Raw genomic sequence first — 15648 nt, 5'->3', positions numbered from 1 at the left:
AACGAGTGGCCATGCGCTCAATAGCGCAAATTTATGCGGAAAGACCCACCGCTGCGGCCTCTTCGTGAATCGATATCGAATACGACACACTCTCCGACGATCATCGCGTCGGCCAATCACCGCTTACCGCGTTAAGACTACCCAGACCTGGCCGACACCCTCTTCTCATGACCAACGGAAGTTCACCACGCATGCGAGTCTCCGGTTCCGTTCCTCGTGTTTTATCCATGCTGCCACGGCATTTTTTGCTCAGCCTGCTGCTGACCACGTCGCTGGCGCCGGCCTATGCGTCCACGCGAGACGCCAACCCGCTCAGTCATGACGATATCGCCTGGCTGCGCCGCGATGGTTTTGATCTGGATAGCGCCAGCGTGCAGCGTTATCGCGCACTGGGACGTTCGCGCTTTCTCGACGAACAACTCGACAGCCACACGCCAGACAGCCTACCGCCGGAGATCGCCGCGCTGATCAGCAGCTACGAAGCCGTGCGCACGCCGCAGGAGCAACTCATCGCCGCGCTGGAAGACGAGCAAAAGCGGATCAAGGACATGCCCGATGGCGACGCCCAGGCCGCCGCGCGAAAAGCCCAGCAGCAGCATGCCAATGACTTGCTGCAACAAGCCCAGCAAGCCGAGTTGCTGCGCGCGGTGTACGGCTCGAACCAGCTGAAGGAACAAATGGTCTGGTTCTGGCTCAACCATTTCAGCGTTTACGGCGTCAAAGCCCGCATCCGCTGGGTGGCCGGCGACTATGCCGAGGGCACCATCCGTCCACGCGCGCTGGGCAAATTCAAGGACCTGGTGATGGCGACGCTGGAGAGCCCGGCGATGCTGGAGTTTCTCGATAACGCGCAGAACGCCAAGGGCAAGGTCAACGAAAATTACGCGCGCGAGTTGATGGAGCTGCATACGCTAGGCGTCGGCTCGGGCTACAGCCAACAAGATGTGCAACAGCTGGCGCTCATTCTGACCGGCGTCGGCATCACCCCGCGCCGCGACCAGCCGTTGAAGCTGGGCCCCAAGATGGCACCGTTTTATGTGCACCAGGGCATGTTCGAGTTCAATCCGGCGCGCCACGATTTCAGCGACAAAGTGCTGCTAGGCCAGAAGATCAAGGGCAGCGGCTTCAGCGAAGTAGAACAAGCGGTCGAGCTGATTACCCGGCAGCCGGCTTGCGCCCAATTCATCTCGCGCAAACTCGCCGAATATTTTGTCGCCGACGAGCCGCCGCCGGCACTGGTCGCCCGCATGGCCAAGACCTTCGAGCGCAGCGATGGCGACATCTCCAAAGTGCTGCGCACCATGTTCGAATCGAAAGAGCTGATTGCCAGTACCGGCAAGAAGTTCAAAGACCCTACGCAGTTCGTGGTGTCCTCGGTGCGCCTGGCCTATGACGGCAAACCCGTCGCCAATGCCAAGCCGATGCTTAATTGGCTGAACCAGCTGGGCGAACCGGTCTTTGGGCGACTGACCCCCGATGGCTGGCCACTGGAGGCCACCGGCTGGGCCAGCTCGGGGCAAATGGCCAAGCGCTTCGAAATCGCCCGCGCCATCGGCACTGGCAACAACCAGCTATTCACACCTGAAGGCAGCCCCAAGGTCGGCGCCGGCTTTCCCATGCTGACCACCCGGCTGTACTACGACGCGATCGAGCCACAACTGGCACCGGCAACGCATAGCGCGCTGGGCAAGGCGATGTCGCAACAGGAGTGGAACACCTTCTTGCTGTCGTCGCCGGATTTCAATTACCGCTAATCATGAAGCCCCTCCCCGCCTGCAAGGGAGAAAGGCACGTACAAATCCATGCCGAGGTATGCCATGAACCGCCGTGAATTTTTGCTCGCCGCTGCCAGTGCCGCGATTGCCGCTCCCGCTCTTAGCTTCTCCGGCAAGCTGTTCGCCGCGCCGGCCAATACGCCACGTTTCCTGATGGTGTTCTTGCGCGGCGGCTACGACTGCAACAACCTGCTTGTGCCCTATAGCAGTGACTTTTACTACCAGTCACGGCCAAGCCTGGCGATTGCCAAACCCGATGCCGCCAATCCCAATAGCGCGATCGCCCTGGATGCCAATTGGGGCCTGAACCCGATACTGCACGATTCGATCTATCCGTTGTGGCAACGTAAACAGCTCGCGTTCGTACCGTTTGCCGGTACCGACGACATGAGCCGCAGCCACTTCGAAACCCAGGACAACATCGAATCGGGCGAGCCGACCGAGCTGCGCAACAACTATCGCTCCGGCTTTCTGGCTCGACTATCCGGCGTGCTCACCGGCGTGCCGGCGATTGCCTTTACCGATGCCTTGCCGTTGAGCTTCCAGGGTGGCAGCAAGGACATTCCCAATATCTCGCTGCGCGGTGTCGCCAAGCCTGCGTTCGATGAGCGTCAATCGGCAATCTTGTCCGAGATGTACAAAGGCACCTCGCTGGCCGCCGCCGCTACCGACGGCCTGGACCTGCGCCAGAAGGTATCCAAAGATCTGCAGGACGAAATGGCCAAGGCCAACCGCGGCGCAGCCAGCGCCAAGAACTTTGCGGAAGAAACCCAGCGCATCGCCACCTTGATGCGTCAGCAATACCGGCTGGGGTTTGTCGACATCGGCGGCTGGGATACCCACGTCAATCAAGGTAGCACCAGCGGGCAGCTGGCCAACAATTTGTCCAACCTCGGCCAGGGCCTGGCCGCGTATGCCGAAGCCCTGGGCGATGAGTGGAACAATACCGTGGTCGTGGTGGCCTCCGAGTTCGGTCGCACCTTCCGCGAGAACGGCAACAAAGGCACCGACCACGGTCATGGCACGGCGTATTGGGTGCTGGGCGGCAAGATCAACGGCGGCCATATCGCCGGCGCGCAAGTCGCCGTCAATCAAAACAACTTGCTGCAAAACCGTGACTATCCGGTGCTGAACAATTACCGCGACCTGCTCGGCGGCCTGCTGGGCCGTACCTTTGGGCTGTCCGGCAAACAATTGCAGACCGTGTTCCCGCAATCCAAGCCACGGGATTTGCAACTGGTGTGAACCGGCCAGACACCCTCCCCGGCCATCGGGGAGGGCTGGCTTTACGACACGCGGTGATAGCTGCCGCTCAGCACGGGCTCCCAGCTCGCGCCGCCGTCAAACGAACTTTCCAGCACCAGCGTATAGCTGCCGTCGTGTTGCGGCGCATAGATATGCCGTGTCTGGCCGCGTGGCGAGCTGCGCAAGAAAACCAGTTGACGGCCATCCCAATGACCCGGCGCCGGTGCGGCAGCTACAAACCCGTAGTTGTCGAACCAGTACAGGCTGAACTCGCCCTGCTCCGCTTCGGCGACGAATACCGCGTGTGCCTCCAGTGCGGGCTTGCCATCGCGCTCTTCGCGGTAATCCTGCACCAGCAACTTGCCGCCCAGCTGCAATGCCGACTGCACACGGGCCTTGGCTGCACCGCCAGGGCCCCAGCGGGTTGCGGCGATCTGCTCATCGCCGGACCAGTCTCCCGCCATGCTGCGCAAAACGTCGGACATGATTTTCCTTACGCCTGTCTAGTGAGCGCTTCTGTTGAAAAGCCGGTTCAATCGCCCGAGCTGCGCACAAGCAGGTGCTTGGCGATGCCAGCTTGCATTTTCCCCAGCCCACGCATCAAGTGCATCGTGACGAACAACAGCAGGGAACCGACGATAAACAGAATCAGCGCATCACCAAAATTTGGCGTGTGTTCGCCAAAACCAAAATTGACCGTGACCTTATCGCGCACATCACCGAACCACCATGCAAACGGCGCCGCGATAAAACCGATAGAAACGGATAGCAAGGTCACCGAAAGCGTGAAATAGATAACGCCCAGCGGCAGCATCAAGAACATATAAAACAAGGTCGACCACGTGCGTGCATCGGTAAACATCGCCAAAATACGCTTACCCAACGACAGATTGGCCTGCCCGGGATAAGGCGGCCGACGCGGCATGCGCGCACCCAACATGGCCTCGATGATGCGCCCTTCGACCAAGGACAGTGCGCGTACCGTGCCAAAGAACAGCACAACGAATGGAAGTCCGATTATCAACACGGAGAAAGCAGCCGAAAGCGCAATACCGGTGACTGCCCAGGTGAAATAAAAGATGCCGGTCGCCAGGGACAGCAGCATGTAGAACATCGCGCCGTAGGTATGCGGGTCGGCAGCGACACCAAAAAAACGTCCCAACAGCGAGCGTCGCGTAGGTGTCGGCGGTGGCCGCAAGGCACGTTGAATCTTGATCTCCTGATCGCGATAAAGCTCGGCCACTTCCTCCGGCGCACCGTAACTGCCCACCACATGAGCAAGCATATCGGCCTCACTGCGACCCGGCTGCTCAGCCAGTTCGGCACGTAGATGCTCTTCGGCATCGTACAAAGCATCTTGAATCAAGGCCGGATCGGCGCCACGCAACGCAGCGCGCAGCTGGTCCAGATACTCGGCAATCGTGCGTGGCGCATGCGCCTGTTGCGTAGTCATCACACCCCTCCCTCTAAAACGGAATCGACAGAATCGCGGGTTGCATTCCAGGCAGCCACCCACTCGCGCAACACTTCGCGCCCCCATTTGGTTATGCGGTAGTAACGCCGCGGCGGCCCGCTAACCGAAGGCTCCACCTCACTGGCCAGCAGCTCAGCCGCCTCCAGGTTGCGCAGCACCGGATACAGCGCACTCTGCTTACCCGTCAGCACGCCCTCGCCGACCTCCTCCAGCCGCTTGGCGATCTGATAGCCATACATCGGCTGCCGGCTCTGGCTAAGCACCGCCAGCAGCACCAGTGACACGGTACCGGCGGCCAATTCCTTCTGGAATTTCTTCAGTTGGCTGGCGCTGTCATCCACGTCCTCACCTGCACGGCTACTTATCCATGACTGAAGCATAGTGTTGAGTTAACACTAGGTCATGCGCCGGAAGTCATGGGAATGGATGAGGGGGTTCTGGGCATGACACCCATGTATGTACGCGTTGTACAAACATGGGTGTCAGCAGGCGAGCTTGGCGGGGGCGCCACCTGATTCATCGCGAGCCCACGACGAATTGCTCCGCTAGCTTCTGTCGCTCGAACGTCTCTACGACGTGGTCCACGAACACGCGGACTTTGGCTGGGAGCAAGCTGCGATTGGCGTAGTAGATCGAGATGGGGCCTGCATCGGCCGACCAGTCTGGCAACAAACGCACAAGTTCACCGCTTTTCAGATACCTCAATGCATGCGGCACCGCGACCAGGGCAACACCCAGGCCGAGCGCAGCCGCGCTACATAGCGCGCCCGGGTCATTGAACGCCATGCGTTCTCCCGTCGGCGCTGCCATTTCGGCTCCAGAGATGTGGGACAACGTCCACCGAACCAAGCGCCCACTGCGGGTGGATCGCATATCGATGAGGTCGTGATCGGCCAGCTCCGACGGGTCGTCAGGCAATGCCCGCCCAGCCAGATAGGTAGGTGAAGCCAGTGCAACGACCTGTACACGAGCGAGCGTCCTGGAAACCACACCCGGAGACAGCTCTGAGCCACGACCGATGGCCACATCGAATCCCTCCGCGACCAAATCGACATGGCGATTGTCCAAGTGCCAGTCAACTCGGATTTGGGGATAGCGCGCCAGGAAATCCGGCAACAAGGGGACGAGATATTCGGCCCCGAAGACCGTTGCCATACTCACCTTAAGCACGCCAGCCGGCTCGTGAGTATCCGACGAGACATCGGCCAAGGCAGCAAGAAGGCCATCCAGATTGGCGCGTATCGAATCGGCGAGGCGATCGCCGGCTTCGGTCAACGTGAGTTTTCGGGTGGTGCGCTGGAACAGCCGCACGCCGAGATTGCGCTCGAGCATGGCAATGTTCCGGCTTACTGCCGAGGGCGTCAGCGCAAGTTGTCTGGCCGCCGCCGAGAAGCTTCCAGTAGTCGCCGCGCGGGAGAAGCACTCCAAGTTTGACAATGTCTCCATATGGCCATTTTCAAGTAAAACTCATAAGAGATTCAATCGCTTTGTGACTATTACTTCCCAATGACGGCGATGATCATGTCGGGGCGGCCCAAAACGAGCGGGCCGCCGAAAGCACATGCGCCCCTGGCAGAAATCTCCAAGGGCCTTTTTACCTTCCCAACAAAGCCCCTCCTGCGCGAACTCGTGCGGCACGGGGTTAAAGGATCACGAATATGAATAAGTCCACTCAACAGCCGGCTTTTGCGCGCCAGACATCCGAAACCCAGGCGGCATTAGATCGGCATCTGCAGGCATTTCGACTCGGCGACGTCGAGTTGACTGTCGCCGACTACGCCTCAGACGCCATCATCATCAACGGTACCGGCAAAGTGATTCGCGGCCAGTCTGAGATACACGAAACCTTCGTGCAGGTGTACCGCGACTATTTCCCAGAGGGCACACGCAACATTGTCATCGACGAAATGACCGTGCATGGCGAAGTCGCCTACATCCGTTGGCGCGCGCCAAACGCCATCATGGCGACGGATACCATCATTGTGCGCAACGGAAAGATCGTGGCACAGACCTTCGCCGGTCACTTTGGTTGAGTGCTCATGCTCCATCGGCGATGCACTCATCTGACCATTCCCTTGAGGGATTGGACTCTAAACCACCACACCACTCGAAACCGGGGGTGTCGCCGGCAGAGAGCCACGTCGCGGAGGGCAATGCTTTGCTCAGCACCCACCGCAGCGAACCTAGTGGCGGATGACGATTTTCCCGAATAGTTATCGCTCGGCGAAGTGATTCAATACTTCCATCGCATCGTCGAAGGTATAGACGCTATCGATGACGGGCCGAATTTGGTGCTGCACCAGGGCCCGGTTCAGATTATCCAGATCGCGACGGCTTACCGGCCATCAGACCTTATCGCCGGCCGAAACCATGGTGTCCTCCAGAAGCCGTACGGCTTCCGCGAAAACACTTTCAAGTTGACCGGCGCTCAAGTACACATCCTGGATATCGCCATAACTCTCCCTCCAAACCAAACGCTCCATGCCTTTCTCATCCTTTACCAGCAGTAAAATGTATCTATTGAAGGACGACATGCCAATGTGATCAATATGAAATCTTGATGTGGTGTCTTCATATACCTCCTTCGCAAATCCCGATGGATTTTCATTGGGCAGCACAGAAGTGGCCAGACGGAGATAGACCTGCCTCTTGTCCATGTCATACAGATCAGGCTCATATCGATTTTCAGGGTACGTAACGAAGTCGCGCATCCAGTTCCAACAGCCTTTCAGATCGACGGAATTGTCATAATCATCCCCGATCGGAATCCCACGAACCCACAATAGATAAGTTCCAAAAACCCATCCATCAAAGTTATTTTCGATCTTGATATCGACAGCGCACTCGCTCTTGTCACCGACTAGCATGATCAGAGCCCCGCCCATCGATCTTTTACATGCAGCGAGTGACTCTCCATTGTCGTCCCGGCACACATCCGTTTGATCTTGGCATGCGCCGCCTCAATGATGCATACAAACTTGCCGGCCTGAACTCGACTCTTTGCCGTTGCCGAAATCAAACCAGGACCTCAACGCCAATAAGCCGACCTTCATGATCGAAATCGAGATATATGTCGGGACCAACATACGGCAACACATCCACAAGTCGTACCTGTCCTGACACGACTCCATGCACGCCTCGACCAGGGTGGTCAGGCAAGGTCAAATAAGCAGCCTCATCACCATCAGCCACATCCAGCGTTATTTGTTTGCTCGGCATATTTGACTCAATCAAAGATAGCAGCACCTAGGCTAGGGCGAGGTCATACGAACCCCAACCAGTCGAAGCACCAGGACATTACTACATCCTCAAATCACCCAAAGAGGCTATTGAGAGTTCATGGGATTGATGCTCGGTCATGACCTTGCTTTGAGAGCTACAGATCAAACTTCCGCCGCATCTCATCAGATGTCATCGGTAACGCTGAACTTGGAAAGTTCATTACTACCGTCACACCAGTGTTCTGCTCAGTCGTCACATCAAGATCTATGTGATCAACCTCTGCCATTCCATCTCGGACTGCGCGCAAGAAGAAGTGCATCCAAGCCTCAAGCTCCGTAACGCCCAAGAGAAGAAGCACGCGATCCTTCTGCCGCCGAAGGGTAGCCTCACACTTCTTTTCCGCAGAAAACTCGATCTTCAACACCCGCTGCCGAGATAAATCGACAAGATCCAAACTTGATATCAAGCGTTCTCGAAGTAAGCAAAGACCTATACATATTCTCGGCACGGCCATGGCTGCCAAGCTAACGGACAGAAACCCCCTACTAGTTATCTCTCTTATTTCAATCTCACAAGCGTGCTCAACTCGCCAGTTCATCGCCCTGTGTCCTCAGGCCATCTCAAACGTAGTGTCGTAGACTGGGGTGAGCGCAAGCGAACCGCAACGCTTTGCGACGCCTCCATGTCGGGCATCACGTCGCTCTGCCAATCCTATGTCCCTACCGATCTCTATAGACGCGACAGCAGAAAATCCAGCGCCCCCACTACGACGCTCTATACCATGGTGAGGTTAGCGGCCCTGTAGCAAGACTATTGACTACCCACCTCTCATCCAGGCAATCACCCAAGGATGGGCGGTTAATTCTGGAGCTACGCTGGAGCGAGTGGCCATAAAGTTATCCCGTACCGCCTCAAGCATAGCTTTAAGTCGTGCCTGATCGATTTCTTCAACGGAGGGCACCGGAACCCAGCTGGTCAAGCTCTTGCAATGCACGACATAGACCGTGCCTCTTGGTACGAACGTGAGCAAGCGCTCAACGCCCCGCTCATAGAAATCAAGTTCGCACTCCGCCTCGTCCTCCAGAGCCCCGATTATTTCAGAAAGTTGCTCCAGTAAAATGGGAAAATCCACTTCAACGTTAACGGGCCAATTCATTTGGCCGAATCCTGAAACACCAAATTCGCCTCGTATTCCGATAATGCGGCACACATCAGAAAAAATTGAACGAATATCATCTGCCTCGGGATCGTACAGACGATGTGGCTCTACGCTTCTTTGAACATCACTAGCCCTAAATTCAATATCCATAGATAAGTCAATCCTCAGGGCCCAACAATGGGAAACGCAGTATGCAGCTCATCCCCTCTCGTCATAGGTACCAATGCGAACTGCTCAAGCAGCCTACAAAAGCGGTGACGTACCCGATCCTATCTGGATGGATCGAATAGCAAATTCAGTAAGACAGCGACAGCGAACTCATCCACGTCAACGCCTCCGGCTGCCTCGGCGCCGGAATGGGGTTGACGGTATAGCTCAGTTGGTTGGAGAGATAAACGCCGCGCGTCACACGGTAAACATAAGACAGCGCATAGTTGCGACTGTAGTCCACCGCGGTGATCCCGCTTGCCTGTTGCATGCGCTGAGAGGATCGGCTCAATCGATTAAAGGTATAGCCCAGCGCGAGCGCGTCATCGGGCCGTCCGAAAGGGCCCAGTACGTACAAGGTAGCGCCGATATCTCCGGTGTAGACATTACGATCGGGCGGCGCATAGTCGGCTTTTACATTGACGTAAAATCCTCGATATGGCTTTACCGCATCGGTCTGGAACAACTGATAGTCGCCGACCAGGTAATAGGCATAGTTGCTACCCGCATAGCCGCCGCGAAAGCTTGGAAAACGGCTTTCGTTATACATCACGCCCTGCCGCAGCCATGTCATCCGTTGGCTGGGAGCGGCTTCGACCTGGTAGCCCAACTCATTGATGAAGAGCGCCTTGGCACCGGGAATATGCCACTTCAGCCCCAGGAAATTATTGTGGTCCCAATCCGCTTGCGCCCCATCAGGATCCACACTGCGGGTCACGCCGATCCGCTCATAGAAATGCTTGTTGGGCGAAGCCAGGCGCAGGTTGATCTCGGGCGCCGTCTTATTGAAGATGAAGCCGACTTCGTAGGGGATGGAGCTTCCGACACCTGCCGGTGACGTCGTCGAACTGGTGCCGAGTGCAAAACCATAGAACTGGTTGCCTAGCTCCTCAAAGCCATATTGCAACTGCACGCGCCCCTCGTTGAAGCGCTGACTGACATAGAGGCTGTTGATGGCGAAACCGGTTGGATTTTCCCCGGCGTACCAGAACCGTTGCACGTTCGCATTGAACACCAGTTGCGAAGCGCCGGCAAAACCCACCCGGGATAAATCGTAGGTAGCGGCTACATACCCGTTAGCCCGGTAAGTAGGATTTTGCCCGATGTAAAGCTGAGGGTGCGCACTATGATTGAGCAGGTCGAAGGTGCCGCCCACAGTGATGCCAGCTTGAATCAGCCAGCCATGCTCGGCCGACTTTTCGCGGAACTTGCCCAAATCCGGCGACATGGTATCGCAGATGCTGATCGCCGGATTGGTAGTGCCTTGCGGCTGCAAGCCATCATATCGATGGCAAGCAAGGATATCGGTAGCCATGTTGGCATCGGCGGAATCCGCCGCGGCTACAAGTTTGGCGTGCGCGTCATGGCAAACAGCCCATGAGACCAGCAATAGACTTCCGGCTAACACGGGCGAAAAGCGGCGAATATTTTTGGACATAGCGGTTTCTCGCACCCATGCGTGATGGGTGCAAAAGCAAAAAGCGTTGCGTTGGGGAAAGCCTCAGGGGCGTTCGTGATACTAGCCGCGTTAACTCCCCATAGACAGTACCTGAGCCATAGATCTCAACCCAACCATCGGCACTTCCCTGACTAGCCTGTATGGACGGGTCCAGATGCCAAGTTAGTTACGCGGTGCGCCGCAACCTGGGTTGAGGTCGATGGATCAAGATCGCTTTCGGTGCCGGCGGTCGATAGCTCGGCGCGCGGTGCGCTCGGATGGTGTCGTAGTGATGGCGCCATGGCTCTATGACGACCTGGACTTCGCGCAGGGTGTAGAAGATCTCGCCATTGAGCAATTCATCACGGAACTTGCTGCTGAAGCATTCGCCGTAGCCGTTTCCCCACGTACTACTTGCCTCGATACCCCGCTTAGTCGGTAACCACGTTGTGGTCACATGGCTAGATCTGTCATGGGCGTGATCGGTGCCGCCCAACACTCGATAAGCGGTACGCCACCGCCTCAATACACAGGTTGCCGGTCAAAGTACGCCTATCGTCGATGCAGCCATCAGGCCATCAGCTCTCATGCACCAAGTTGCGACGGAGCGCCAGTCGCGTCGCAGACCATGGTGACGAGGTCGCAGGGCCTGAGACGCATTCGTTATCTAATCTACGGGGGGTTGAGCCTTCAAAGAACGGCGTGTGGCAGCTCTATGAGCAAGCGAAGGAGGCAGCTGCGAATTCGCAACATGGAGCAGATAACTGAGCTTGGGGAAGCGAAATAAACATCCCCGAGCGGCAGAGTATTTGGCCGCGTTATGGGCAGCAGCCTACGCAGCAAATGAAGGTGAATTGACCCCCATAGATTCAACCACATTCAACAGGGAGTACAAGCAATGATCAGCAGCACGATGAAGATATCGTTTGGCATAGTCATCAGTACGATTGCCGCACTTGCAGCACCCGCACAGGCCGCATCGCTGGATCCCACATTCGGATCGGCGGGCACCACATCCACCGCATTCGACTACTACGGCTCCGCCGCCCGGGTGGTTATTCAACCAGACGGGCGGATTGTCACCGCCGGCCAGGACGCCCTCGGCGCCTTTACTTTGGCGCGCTATACGACAAGTGGTGCGCTGGATACGAGCTTCAATGGCACCGGCAAGATCACCACTACGCCCTCCAGCAGCTGCTCAGGGCAAGCTCGCGCACTCGCCCTGCAGGCGGATGGCAAGATCGTCGTTGCAGGTACCTCGTGCCCCAACTTCAATTCCACCCGCAACTTCACCATTTATCGCTACAACACGGATGGTTCGCTGGACAGCACCTTTGGCAGCTCCGGCAAGGCAACCGTCAATTTCTCCGCAGGGGCTTCGGAAGCCTACGCCGTTGCCGTACAGGGCAGCTCAATCTGGGTTGCTGGCTACGCCGGTTCCAACTTTGCGCTAGCGCGCCTTACCAGCAGCGGGACGCTGGATTACAGCTTCGGCAGCGGCTCCGGCACCGTCACCTCGGCGGTCGGCACCAGCTCGGCCTCCGCCAGCAGCCTGGTCATCCAGGCCGATGGCAAACCCGTGCTAGCCGGCTACGCCTCCAGCGGCGGCACCGTATTCGCGTTGACGCGCTACACCACGAATGGCGCGCTGGATACCACGTTCGGTGTCGGCGGTAAGGTTCTGACTAATGTGGCTGGCACGTTCACCGGCAACTTCGCCTTCGCCACTTCGCTGGCGATTCAAAGCGACGGCAACATTGTCGCCGCCGGCTACGCGAACAGCACCAACACCAGCTATTACCGATTTGCCGCCGTTCGCTACACAAGCACCGGCGCGCTGGACAGCACCTTTGGATCCGGCACCGGCAAGGTTATTACCGCCATCGGTAGCAACGATGCGATCGGCAACGATGTCGCCATCGACGCCAACGGAGGCATCATTATCGGCGGCTACTCCAGCGCAGGCAGCCAACGCCAGTTGACCTTGAATCGCTACGACCAGTTCGGCAACCAGGACTACAGCTTCGGACCCGTTGCCACCACCGTCGGCAGCGCAAATGCCGCTATTGAAGGGATCGCCATACAAGCCGACGGCAAAATCGTCGTCGCGGGCTATGGCAACTCGCCCGTGACCTTCGTTGTCGCGCGCTACCAGTAAGTAAGTAGTCGCTGGAAATCGCCAGCCTCTACGGCAGCATCAGCAAAACCCCCTCCCGCCCGCGGCGGGAGGGGTTGGGGCGAGGGTTCCTCGCCCCTTTTTATCGGCCAGCTCAGTCCGAGTAAACCGAGCGCGTGAACAATAATCTCGCCTCTCTTCCATAGGCACCGGGTAAGCGATTCAATCCGCTACTCGAGGTAAATTGACATCGTCCGCTTATTGGGACACTAATCCCATACTGATGATCATCACTTGACGCTGGCGCTGATAGGCGAAGAAATGGAGAAAAGCACTGTGAATAAGTCTAGAAAATGAGCTCGTAAAGGGTTCAGCCAGCAAGTTTGAAATGATCTCTACCGACTCAAAGCAGATCTAGTTCAATCGTAAGGGAGCCATTGGCTTAGAAGAAATGACCGCTTCGGAAAGCGAGTCTTTCCATTCTCCGGGGGGATACCAATGAGATCGTTAAGCTTTATAGCATGGGCGCTGGCATGCCTATTATCAGACGTTGCTAACGCACAGGTGGCCCAGCAACGTCCGATGTATCGCTGTATGACTAGCAACGGGATCACTTATACGAACATCCCGGCGCCTGGTTGCGTAGTCGTTTTTCTCTACACTCCAAAACCAAACTCCGGCCAATCAACGCAAGACACGCGCCCTCCTACGACCGACTCCCACTTGATTGAGCAAGGCAGTTATGTCAATCACGATGGACTCAGCATTCACAGGCCTGCTCACACGGATTCAGGGCTCGCTCCTCCTGGTGCAAGCGCGCAATGTGCAGATGGAAGTTTCAGCTTCAGTACTCATCACAGCGGTACTTGCTCACATCACGGCGGCGTTACCCGCTGGCTGTAATGCGCCTGTTTTTGTGAGGCTTACTTATTATTTGCGGAGTCGAGCCGATTCAAATGGCTGGGCTCAGCGCGAGCGACCCCCAACACTTTGCGACGACGCTCCATGTTGGGCATCACTTCCTTCAGCCCGCCTTATTGCTGCTGTGTTTGCGCATGCTTGCTCAACCAGTTGCCGAGGATAAAGAAATAAGCCGGCGATTCTGGGTGCTGGCTAAGCATCCAGGCCTTGTCGAACGACATGGTTTCGTGTGGATTGATGGTCATGGTGTGATCGACGTCGGCAATGACATGAACTTCGATGTCATGGCGGCTCTGCATCAGCGATTGCAAGCTGCGCACCGAATCCTCCACTGGAACCCAGGGGTCCGCTCCGCCGTAGATAAACAGAAGTGGCACGTTCGTACCCTTGACTGCCTGCATCGGATCGAGATCCATTTCCTTACGCCAGCTCGATGTTTTCGGATCCACAGTAAGATCCTCAGCCGTCGACATGAAGGTATCGCCAAACCACGGTTGCCGTTCCGCACCGGCCAACGCTTTGATGGCGTCGTCACGGGAATTGCTGCCACGCAGATAAGCCTGCCAGCGACGACGCGTATCTCTTGCCTGATCAATGGCCGCTGCGCCGTAGCCATGAATCGTGAGCAAGTTGTCGACGGCAAATTCCATTTGACGACCCGCCGTTACCGTTGGTGCTGACACCGAGATAGCGAATGCCGCATCGTGGGTTCGCGAGGCGGCGAGCACAGCAAGCCAGCCGCCTTGGCTCAAGCCCCAAAAGCCGATGTGATGGGGATCAATCAGTGGGTTCTTGGCAATAGCGTGCAAGCCGGCAATGCCGTCGTCCGCAAGTTGTTCGTAGTCGGTCCCCTCAAGGGTGCCGGTTGAAGCGCCGCTACCACGCCGATCAAACACAAGCACCGCGAATCCGAGCGCGGGCAAGTCATGAGATAGATGCCGATACAGCGCGTAATCGCGGGTGGGTACTTGCGCGGCATGCAGTACCACGATCGCCGGCAGATGATCGCCATGTGCCGGGCTATAAAGCGTGCCTTCAAGGCTTGCGCCGGCATGCTCAAAATGCACAACCTGTTCAACCACCACAGGCTCGCCCTTCACTTGCCAAGGCGGCGAGGCTGCCATGCTCGCTCCCATGACGAAACATGCGGCCAAACCCCAGGCCCAGATGCCGACACTATGTATGACTTGGTTTGCTTTCACGTATGGGTTCCTCATGGTATCCGCGCTGCTCCATCGCATCCGAATCCCCTGCTGTAGAAACATGGCGTTGCCGCCGTCGAGTGCTGCAATGACGACATAGCAAGAGTCCTGCCAGCGGTGACTTCATCGCAAACCTAGCGCCCATGCGCAGCTACATCCGCTGCTGTCGGCAAAGCCGCTGTCCGCGGACAAATGTCTCGGACACCGTGGACAGCCACCGCCTGGCGCCGAGCCCGCTGTCGATAGCTTTACGGCCAAGATCTGCGATACCGCAATCATCCCGCAGCGGATGCTGCTCGTATCAGCACCCTCCGATTACTGACGTCATTGCGCTCCGCGATGGCTCAAGAGTGAGCTGCGCATACGATGCTGAGTACGATGGAGATAAGCACCATGAAAGCAGCGCTTGCACTGCCCAACCATGCAAGCGCCAGCCCTTTACTTGGACTCTTGTTGCTTGCGGTATGCCGGCACTGGCAAACCGCCCCAGCCCCAGTTTTCCAGCTCCACTTCGTCGATGGCGACAAACGTGGAGTCCAGCGGCTTGTTCAGTACGTCGAGCAATAGCTGGCTGACCCCCTTGATCAGGGCCGCCTTCTGCTCTGCTGTGGCAGCGCCTTGACCGGGTGTGGTTCCCTCACGGGTGATTTTGATGTTGACGAAAGGCATGAGCATATCCTCGATATAGGTGGGGCGGGCTTGCCGCCCGCCGCTGCTGATTCAGTGACCGGCGCTCTGGCCACCGTCGACGTGCAGAATCTCGCCGGTCACGAAGCCTGCAGAGTCCAGGTAGAGCACGGCATCGACGACGTCGGCGATATCGCCTAACCGGTCGACCGGGTGCAGCGCAGCCAGGAAGCTGTGCGTTTCAGGCGCATGCATGGGTGTT

The 15648-nt window shown here is 57.4% G+C and carries 17 protein-coding genes and 1 pseudogene; 5 read left to right on the top strand and 13 right to left on the bottom strand.

The genetic code is table 11. The features are described 5' to 3' along the window. The first annotated feature begins 191 nt into the window (after window positions 1–191). Together OUZ52_RS19185 and OUZ52_RS19180 are read left to right on the top strand one after the other, a co-directional pair. Entirely contained in the window at window positions 192–1754 is a 1563-nt protein-coding gene (locus tag OUZ52_RS19185; protein WP_266160145.1) for a DUF1800 domain-containing protein, read from the top strand. 63 nt (window positions 1755–1817) lie between these two features. Further along, window positions 1818–3020, top strand: a complete 1203-nt coding sequence (locus OUZ52_RS19180; protein WP_266160144.1) for a DUF1501 domain-containing protein — start codon at window positions 1818–1820, stop codon at window positions 3018–3020. Window positions 3021–3061: 41 nt separating this feature from the next. On the opposite strand, the gene OUZ52_RS19175 is transcribed toward OUZ52_RS19180, so the two are convergent. The 4 genes from OUZ52_RS19175 to OUZ52_RS19160 all read right to left on the bottom strand — a co-directional run bounded on the left by OUZ52_RS19175 (window position 3062) and on the right by OUZ52_RS19160 (window position 5940). Next, on the bottom strand, window positions 3062–3505 hold the full coding sequence (locus OUZ52_RS19175; RefSeq protein ID WP_266160143.1) for a DUF1579 domain-containing protein: 444 nt from the start codon (window positions 3503–3505) through the stop codon (window positions 3062–3064). A 47-nt stretch (window positions 3506–3552) separates the two neighbouring features. Further along, on the bottom strand, window positions 3553–4473 hold the full coding sequence (locus OUZ52_RS19170) for a sensor domain-containing protein (protein WP_266160142.1): 921 nt from the start codon (window positions 4471–4473) through the stop codon (window positions 3553–3555). Then, on the bottom strand, window positions 4473–4874 hold the full coding sequence (locus OUZ52_RS19165; RefSeq protein ID WP_425493886.1) for a PadR family transcriptional regulator: 402 nt from the start codon (window positions 4872–4874) through the stop codon (window positions 4473–4475). The genes OUZ52_RS19170 and OUZ52_RS19165 overlap by 1 nt, the downstream gene beginning before the upstream one ends. A gap of 136 nt (window positions 4875–5010) precedes the next feature. Continuing rightward, complete coding sequence (locus OUZ52_RS19160; RefSeq protein WP_266160140.1) at window positions 5011–5940, bottom strand: LysR family transcriptional regulator; 930 nt, start codon at window positions 5938–5940, stop codon at window positions 5011–5013. A gap of 212 nt (window positions 5941–6152) precedes the next feature. Between OUZ52_RS19160 and OUZ52_RS19155 the strand changes: the two genes are divergently transcribed. Further along, window positions 6153–6527: a nuclear transport factor 2 family protein gene (locus OUZ52_RS19155; protein ID WP_266160139.1), complete on the top strand. Its 375-nt coding sequence runs from the start codon at window positions 6153–6155 to the stop codon at window positions 6525–6527. 312 nt (window positions 6528–6839) lie between these two features. On the opposite strand, the gene OUZ52_RS19150 is transcribed toward OUZ52_RS19155, so the two are convergent. From OUZ52_RS19150 to OUZ52_RS19130, 6 genes and pseudogenes are all read right to left on the bottom strand, one after another. After that, window positions 6840–7361: an Imm42 family immunity protein gene (locus OUZ52_RS19150; protein ID WP_266160138.1), complete on the bottom strand. Its 522-nt coding sequence runs from the start codon at window positions 7359–7361 to the stop codon at window positions 6840–6842. Between the two features lie 148 nt (window positions 7362–7509). Further along, on the bottom strand, window positions 7510–7713 hold the full coding sequence (locus OUZ52_RS23060; protein ID WP_425493885.1) for a DUF2283 domain-containing protein: 204 nt from the start codon (window positions 7711–7713) through the stop codon (window positions 7510–7512). A 157-nt stretch (window positions 7714–7870) separates the two neighbouring features. Further along, window positions 7871–8170: a hypothetical protein gene (locus tag OUZ52_RS19145; protein ID WP_266160137.1), complete on the bottom strand. Its 300-nt coding sequence runs from the start codon at window positions 8168–8170 to the stop codon at window positions 7871–7873. 363 nt (window positions 8171–8533) lie between these two features. Beyond that, window positions 8534–9025: a hypothetical protein gene (locus tag OUZ52_RS19140; protein ID WP_266160136.1), complete on the bottom strand. Its 492-nt coding sequence runs from the start codon at window positions 9023–9025 to the stop codon at window positions 8534–8536. Window positions 9026–9170: 145 nt separating this feature from the next. Beyond that, the gene (locus OUZ52_RS19135; RefSeq protein WP_266160135.1) at window positions 9171–10397 is read right to left on the bottom strand and encodes a carbohydrate porin; all 1227 of its coding nucleotides are present in this window, start codon (window positions 10395–10397) and stop codon (window positions 9171–9173) included. Window positions 10398–10749: 352 nt separating this feature from the next. After that, window positions 10750–10944 (bottom strand): annotated as a pseudogene (locus OUZ52_RS19130) (integrase core domain-containing protein); the annotation flags it as partial. Window positions 10945–11433: 489 nt separating this feature from the next. On the opposite strand from OUZ52_RS19130, the gene OUZ52_RS19125 reads away from it, so the two are divergent. Both OUZ52_RS19125 and OUZ52_RS22940 read left to right on the top strand, forming a co-directional pair. Then, window positions 11434–12678: a delta-60 repeat domain-containing protein gene (locus tag OUZ52_RS19125; protein ID WP_266160133.1), complete on the top strand. Its 1245-nt coding sequence runs from the start codon at window positions 11434–11436 to the stop codon at window positions 12676–12678. A 456-nt stretch (window positions 12679–13134) separates the two neighbouring features. Beyond that, window positions 13135–13539, top strand: a complete 405-nt coding sequence (locus OUZ52_RS22940; protein WP_343214944.1) for a DUF3761 domain-containing protein — start codon at window positions 13135–13137, stop codon at window positions 13537–13539. Window positions 13540–13670: 131 nt separating this feature from the next. Here the strand turns inward: OUZ52_RS22940 and OUZ52_RS19120 are convergent, their stop codons facing one another. The 3 genes from OUZ52_RS19120 to OUZ52_RS19110 all read right to left on the bottom strand — a co-directional run bounded on the left by OUZ52_RS19120 (window position 13671) and on the right by OUZ52_RS19110 (window position 15641). After that, window positions 13671–14681, bottom strand: coding sequence for an alpha/beta hydrolase family protein (locus tag OUZ52_RS19120; RefSeq protein ID WP_266160132.1), 1011 nt, complete (start codon window positions 14679–14681; stop codon window positions 13671–13673). 516 nt (window positions 14682–15197) lie between these two features. Next, window positions 15198–15428, bottom strand: a complete 231-nt coding sequence (locus OUZ52_RS19115) for a tautomerase family protein (protein ID WP_266160131.1) — start codon at window positions 15426–15428, stop codon at window positions 15198–15200. A 51-nt stretch (window positions 15429–15479) separates the two neighbouring features. Next, entirely contained in the window at window positions 15480–15641 is a 162-nt protein-coding gene (locus OUZ52_RS19110; protein ID WP_266160146.1) for an SDR family oxidoreductase, read from the bottom strand. Window positions 15642–15648: the final 7 nt, after the last annotated feature.

The sequence above is a fragment of the Dyella silvatica genome (assembly GCF_026283955.1).
GTDB classification, from domain to species: domain Bacteria; phylum Pseudomonadota; class Gammaproteobacteria; order Xanthomonadales; family Rhodanobacteraceae; genus Dyella_C; species Dyella_C silvatica.
Note: the sequence above shows the minus strand (reverse complement) of the source record. Positions and strands in the feature narration are given on the sequence as shown.

Coding starts and splice junctions, on each gene's coding strand:
- OUZ52_RS19185 (WP_266160145.1), top strand. CDS start 192: ATGCGAGTCTCCGGTTCCGTTCCTCGTGTTTTATCCATGCTGCCACGG.
- OUZ52_RS19180 (WP_266160144.1), top strand. CDS start 1,818: ATGAACCGCCGTGAATTTTTGCTCGCCGCTGCCAGTGCCGCGATTGCC.
- OUZ52_RS19175 (WP_266160143.1), bottom strand. CDS start 3,505: ATGTCCGACGTTTTGCGCAGCATGGCGGGAGACTGGTCCGGCGATGAG.
- OUZ52_RS19170 (WP_266160142.1), bottom strand. CDS start 4,473: ATGACTACGCAACAGGCGCATGCGCCACGCACGATTGCCGAGTATCTG.
- OUZ52_RS19165 (WP_425493886.1), bottom strand. CDS start 4,874: ATGCTTCAGTCATGGATAAGTAGCCGTGCAGGTGAGGACGTGGATGAC.
- OUZ52_RS19160 (WP_266160140.1), bottom strand. CDS start 5,940: ATGGAGACATTGTCAAACTTGGAGTGCTTCTCCCGCGCGGCGACTACT.
- OUZ52_RS19155 (WP_266160139.1), top strand. CDS start 6,153: ATGAATAAGTCCACTCAACAGCCGGCTTTTGCGCGCCAGACATCCGAA.
- OUZ52_RS19150 (WP_266160138.1), bottom strand. CDS start 7,361: ATGCTAGTCGGTGACAAGAGCGAGTGCGCTGTCGATATCAAGATCGAA.
- OUZ52_RS23060 (WP_425493885.1), bottom strand. CDS start 7,713: ATGCCGAGCAAACAAATAACGCTGGATGTGGCTGATGGTGATGAGGCT.
- OUZ52_RS19140 (WP_266160136.1), bottom strand. CDS start 9,025: ATGGATATTGAATTTAGGGCTAGTGATGTTCAAAGAAGCGTAGAGCCA.
- OUZ52_RS19135 (WP_266160135.1), bottom strand. CDS start 10,397: ATGGCTACCGATATCCTTGCTTGCCATCGATATGATGGCTTGCAGCCG.
- OUZ52_RS19125 (WP_266160133.1), top strand. CDS start 11,434: ATGAAGATATCGTTTGGCATAGTCATCAGTACGATTGCCGCACTTGCA.
- OUZ52_RS22940 (WP_343214944.1), top strand. CDS start 13,135: ATGAGATCGTTAAGCTTTATAGCATGGGCGCTGGCATGCCTATTATCA.
- OUZ52_RS19120 (WP_266160132.1), bottom strand. CDS start 14,681: ATGGCAGCCTCGCCGCCTTGGCAAGTGAAGGGCGAGCCTGTGGTGGTT.
- OUZ52_RS19115 (WP_266160131.1), bottom strand. CDS start 15,428: ATGCCTTTCGTCAACATCAAAATCACCCGTGAGGGAACCACACCCGGT.
- OUZ52_RS19110 (WP_266160146.1), bottom strand. CDS start 15,641: ATGCATGCGCCTGAAACGCACAGCTTCCTGGCTGCGCTGCACCCGGTC.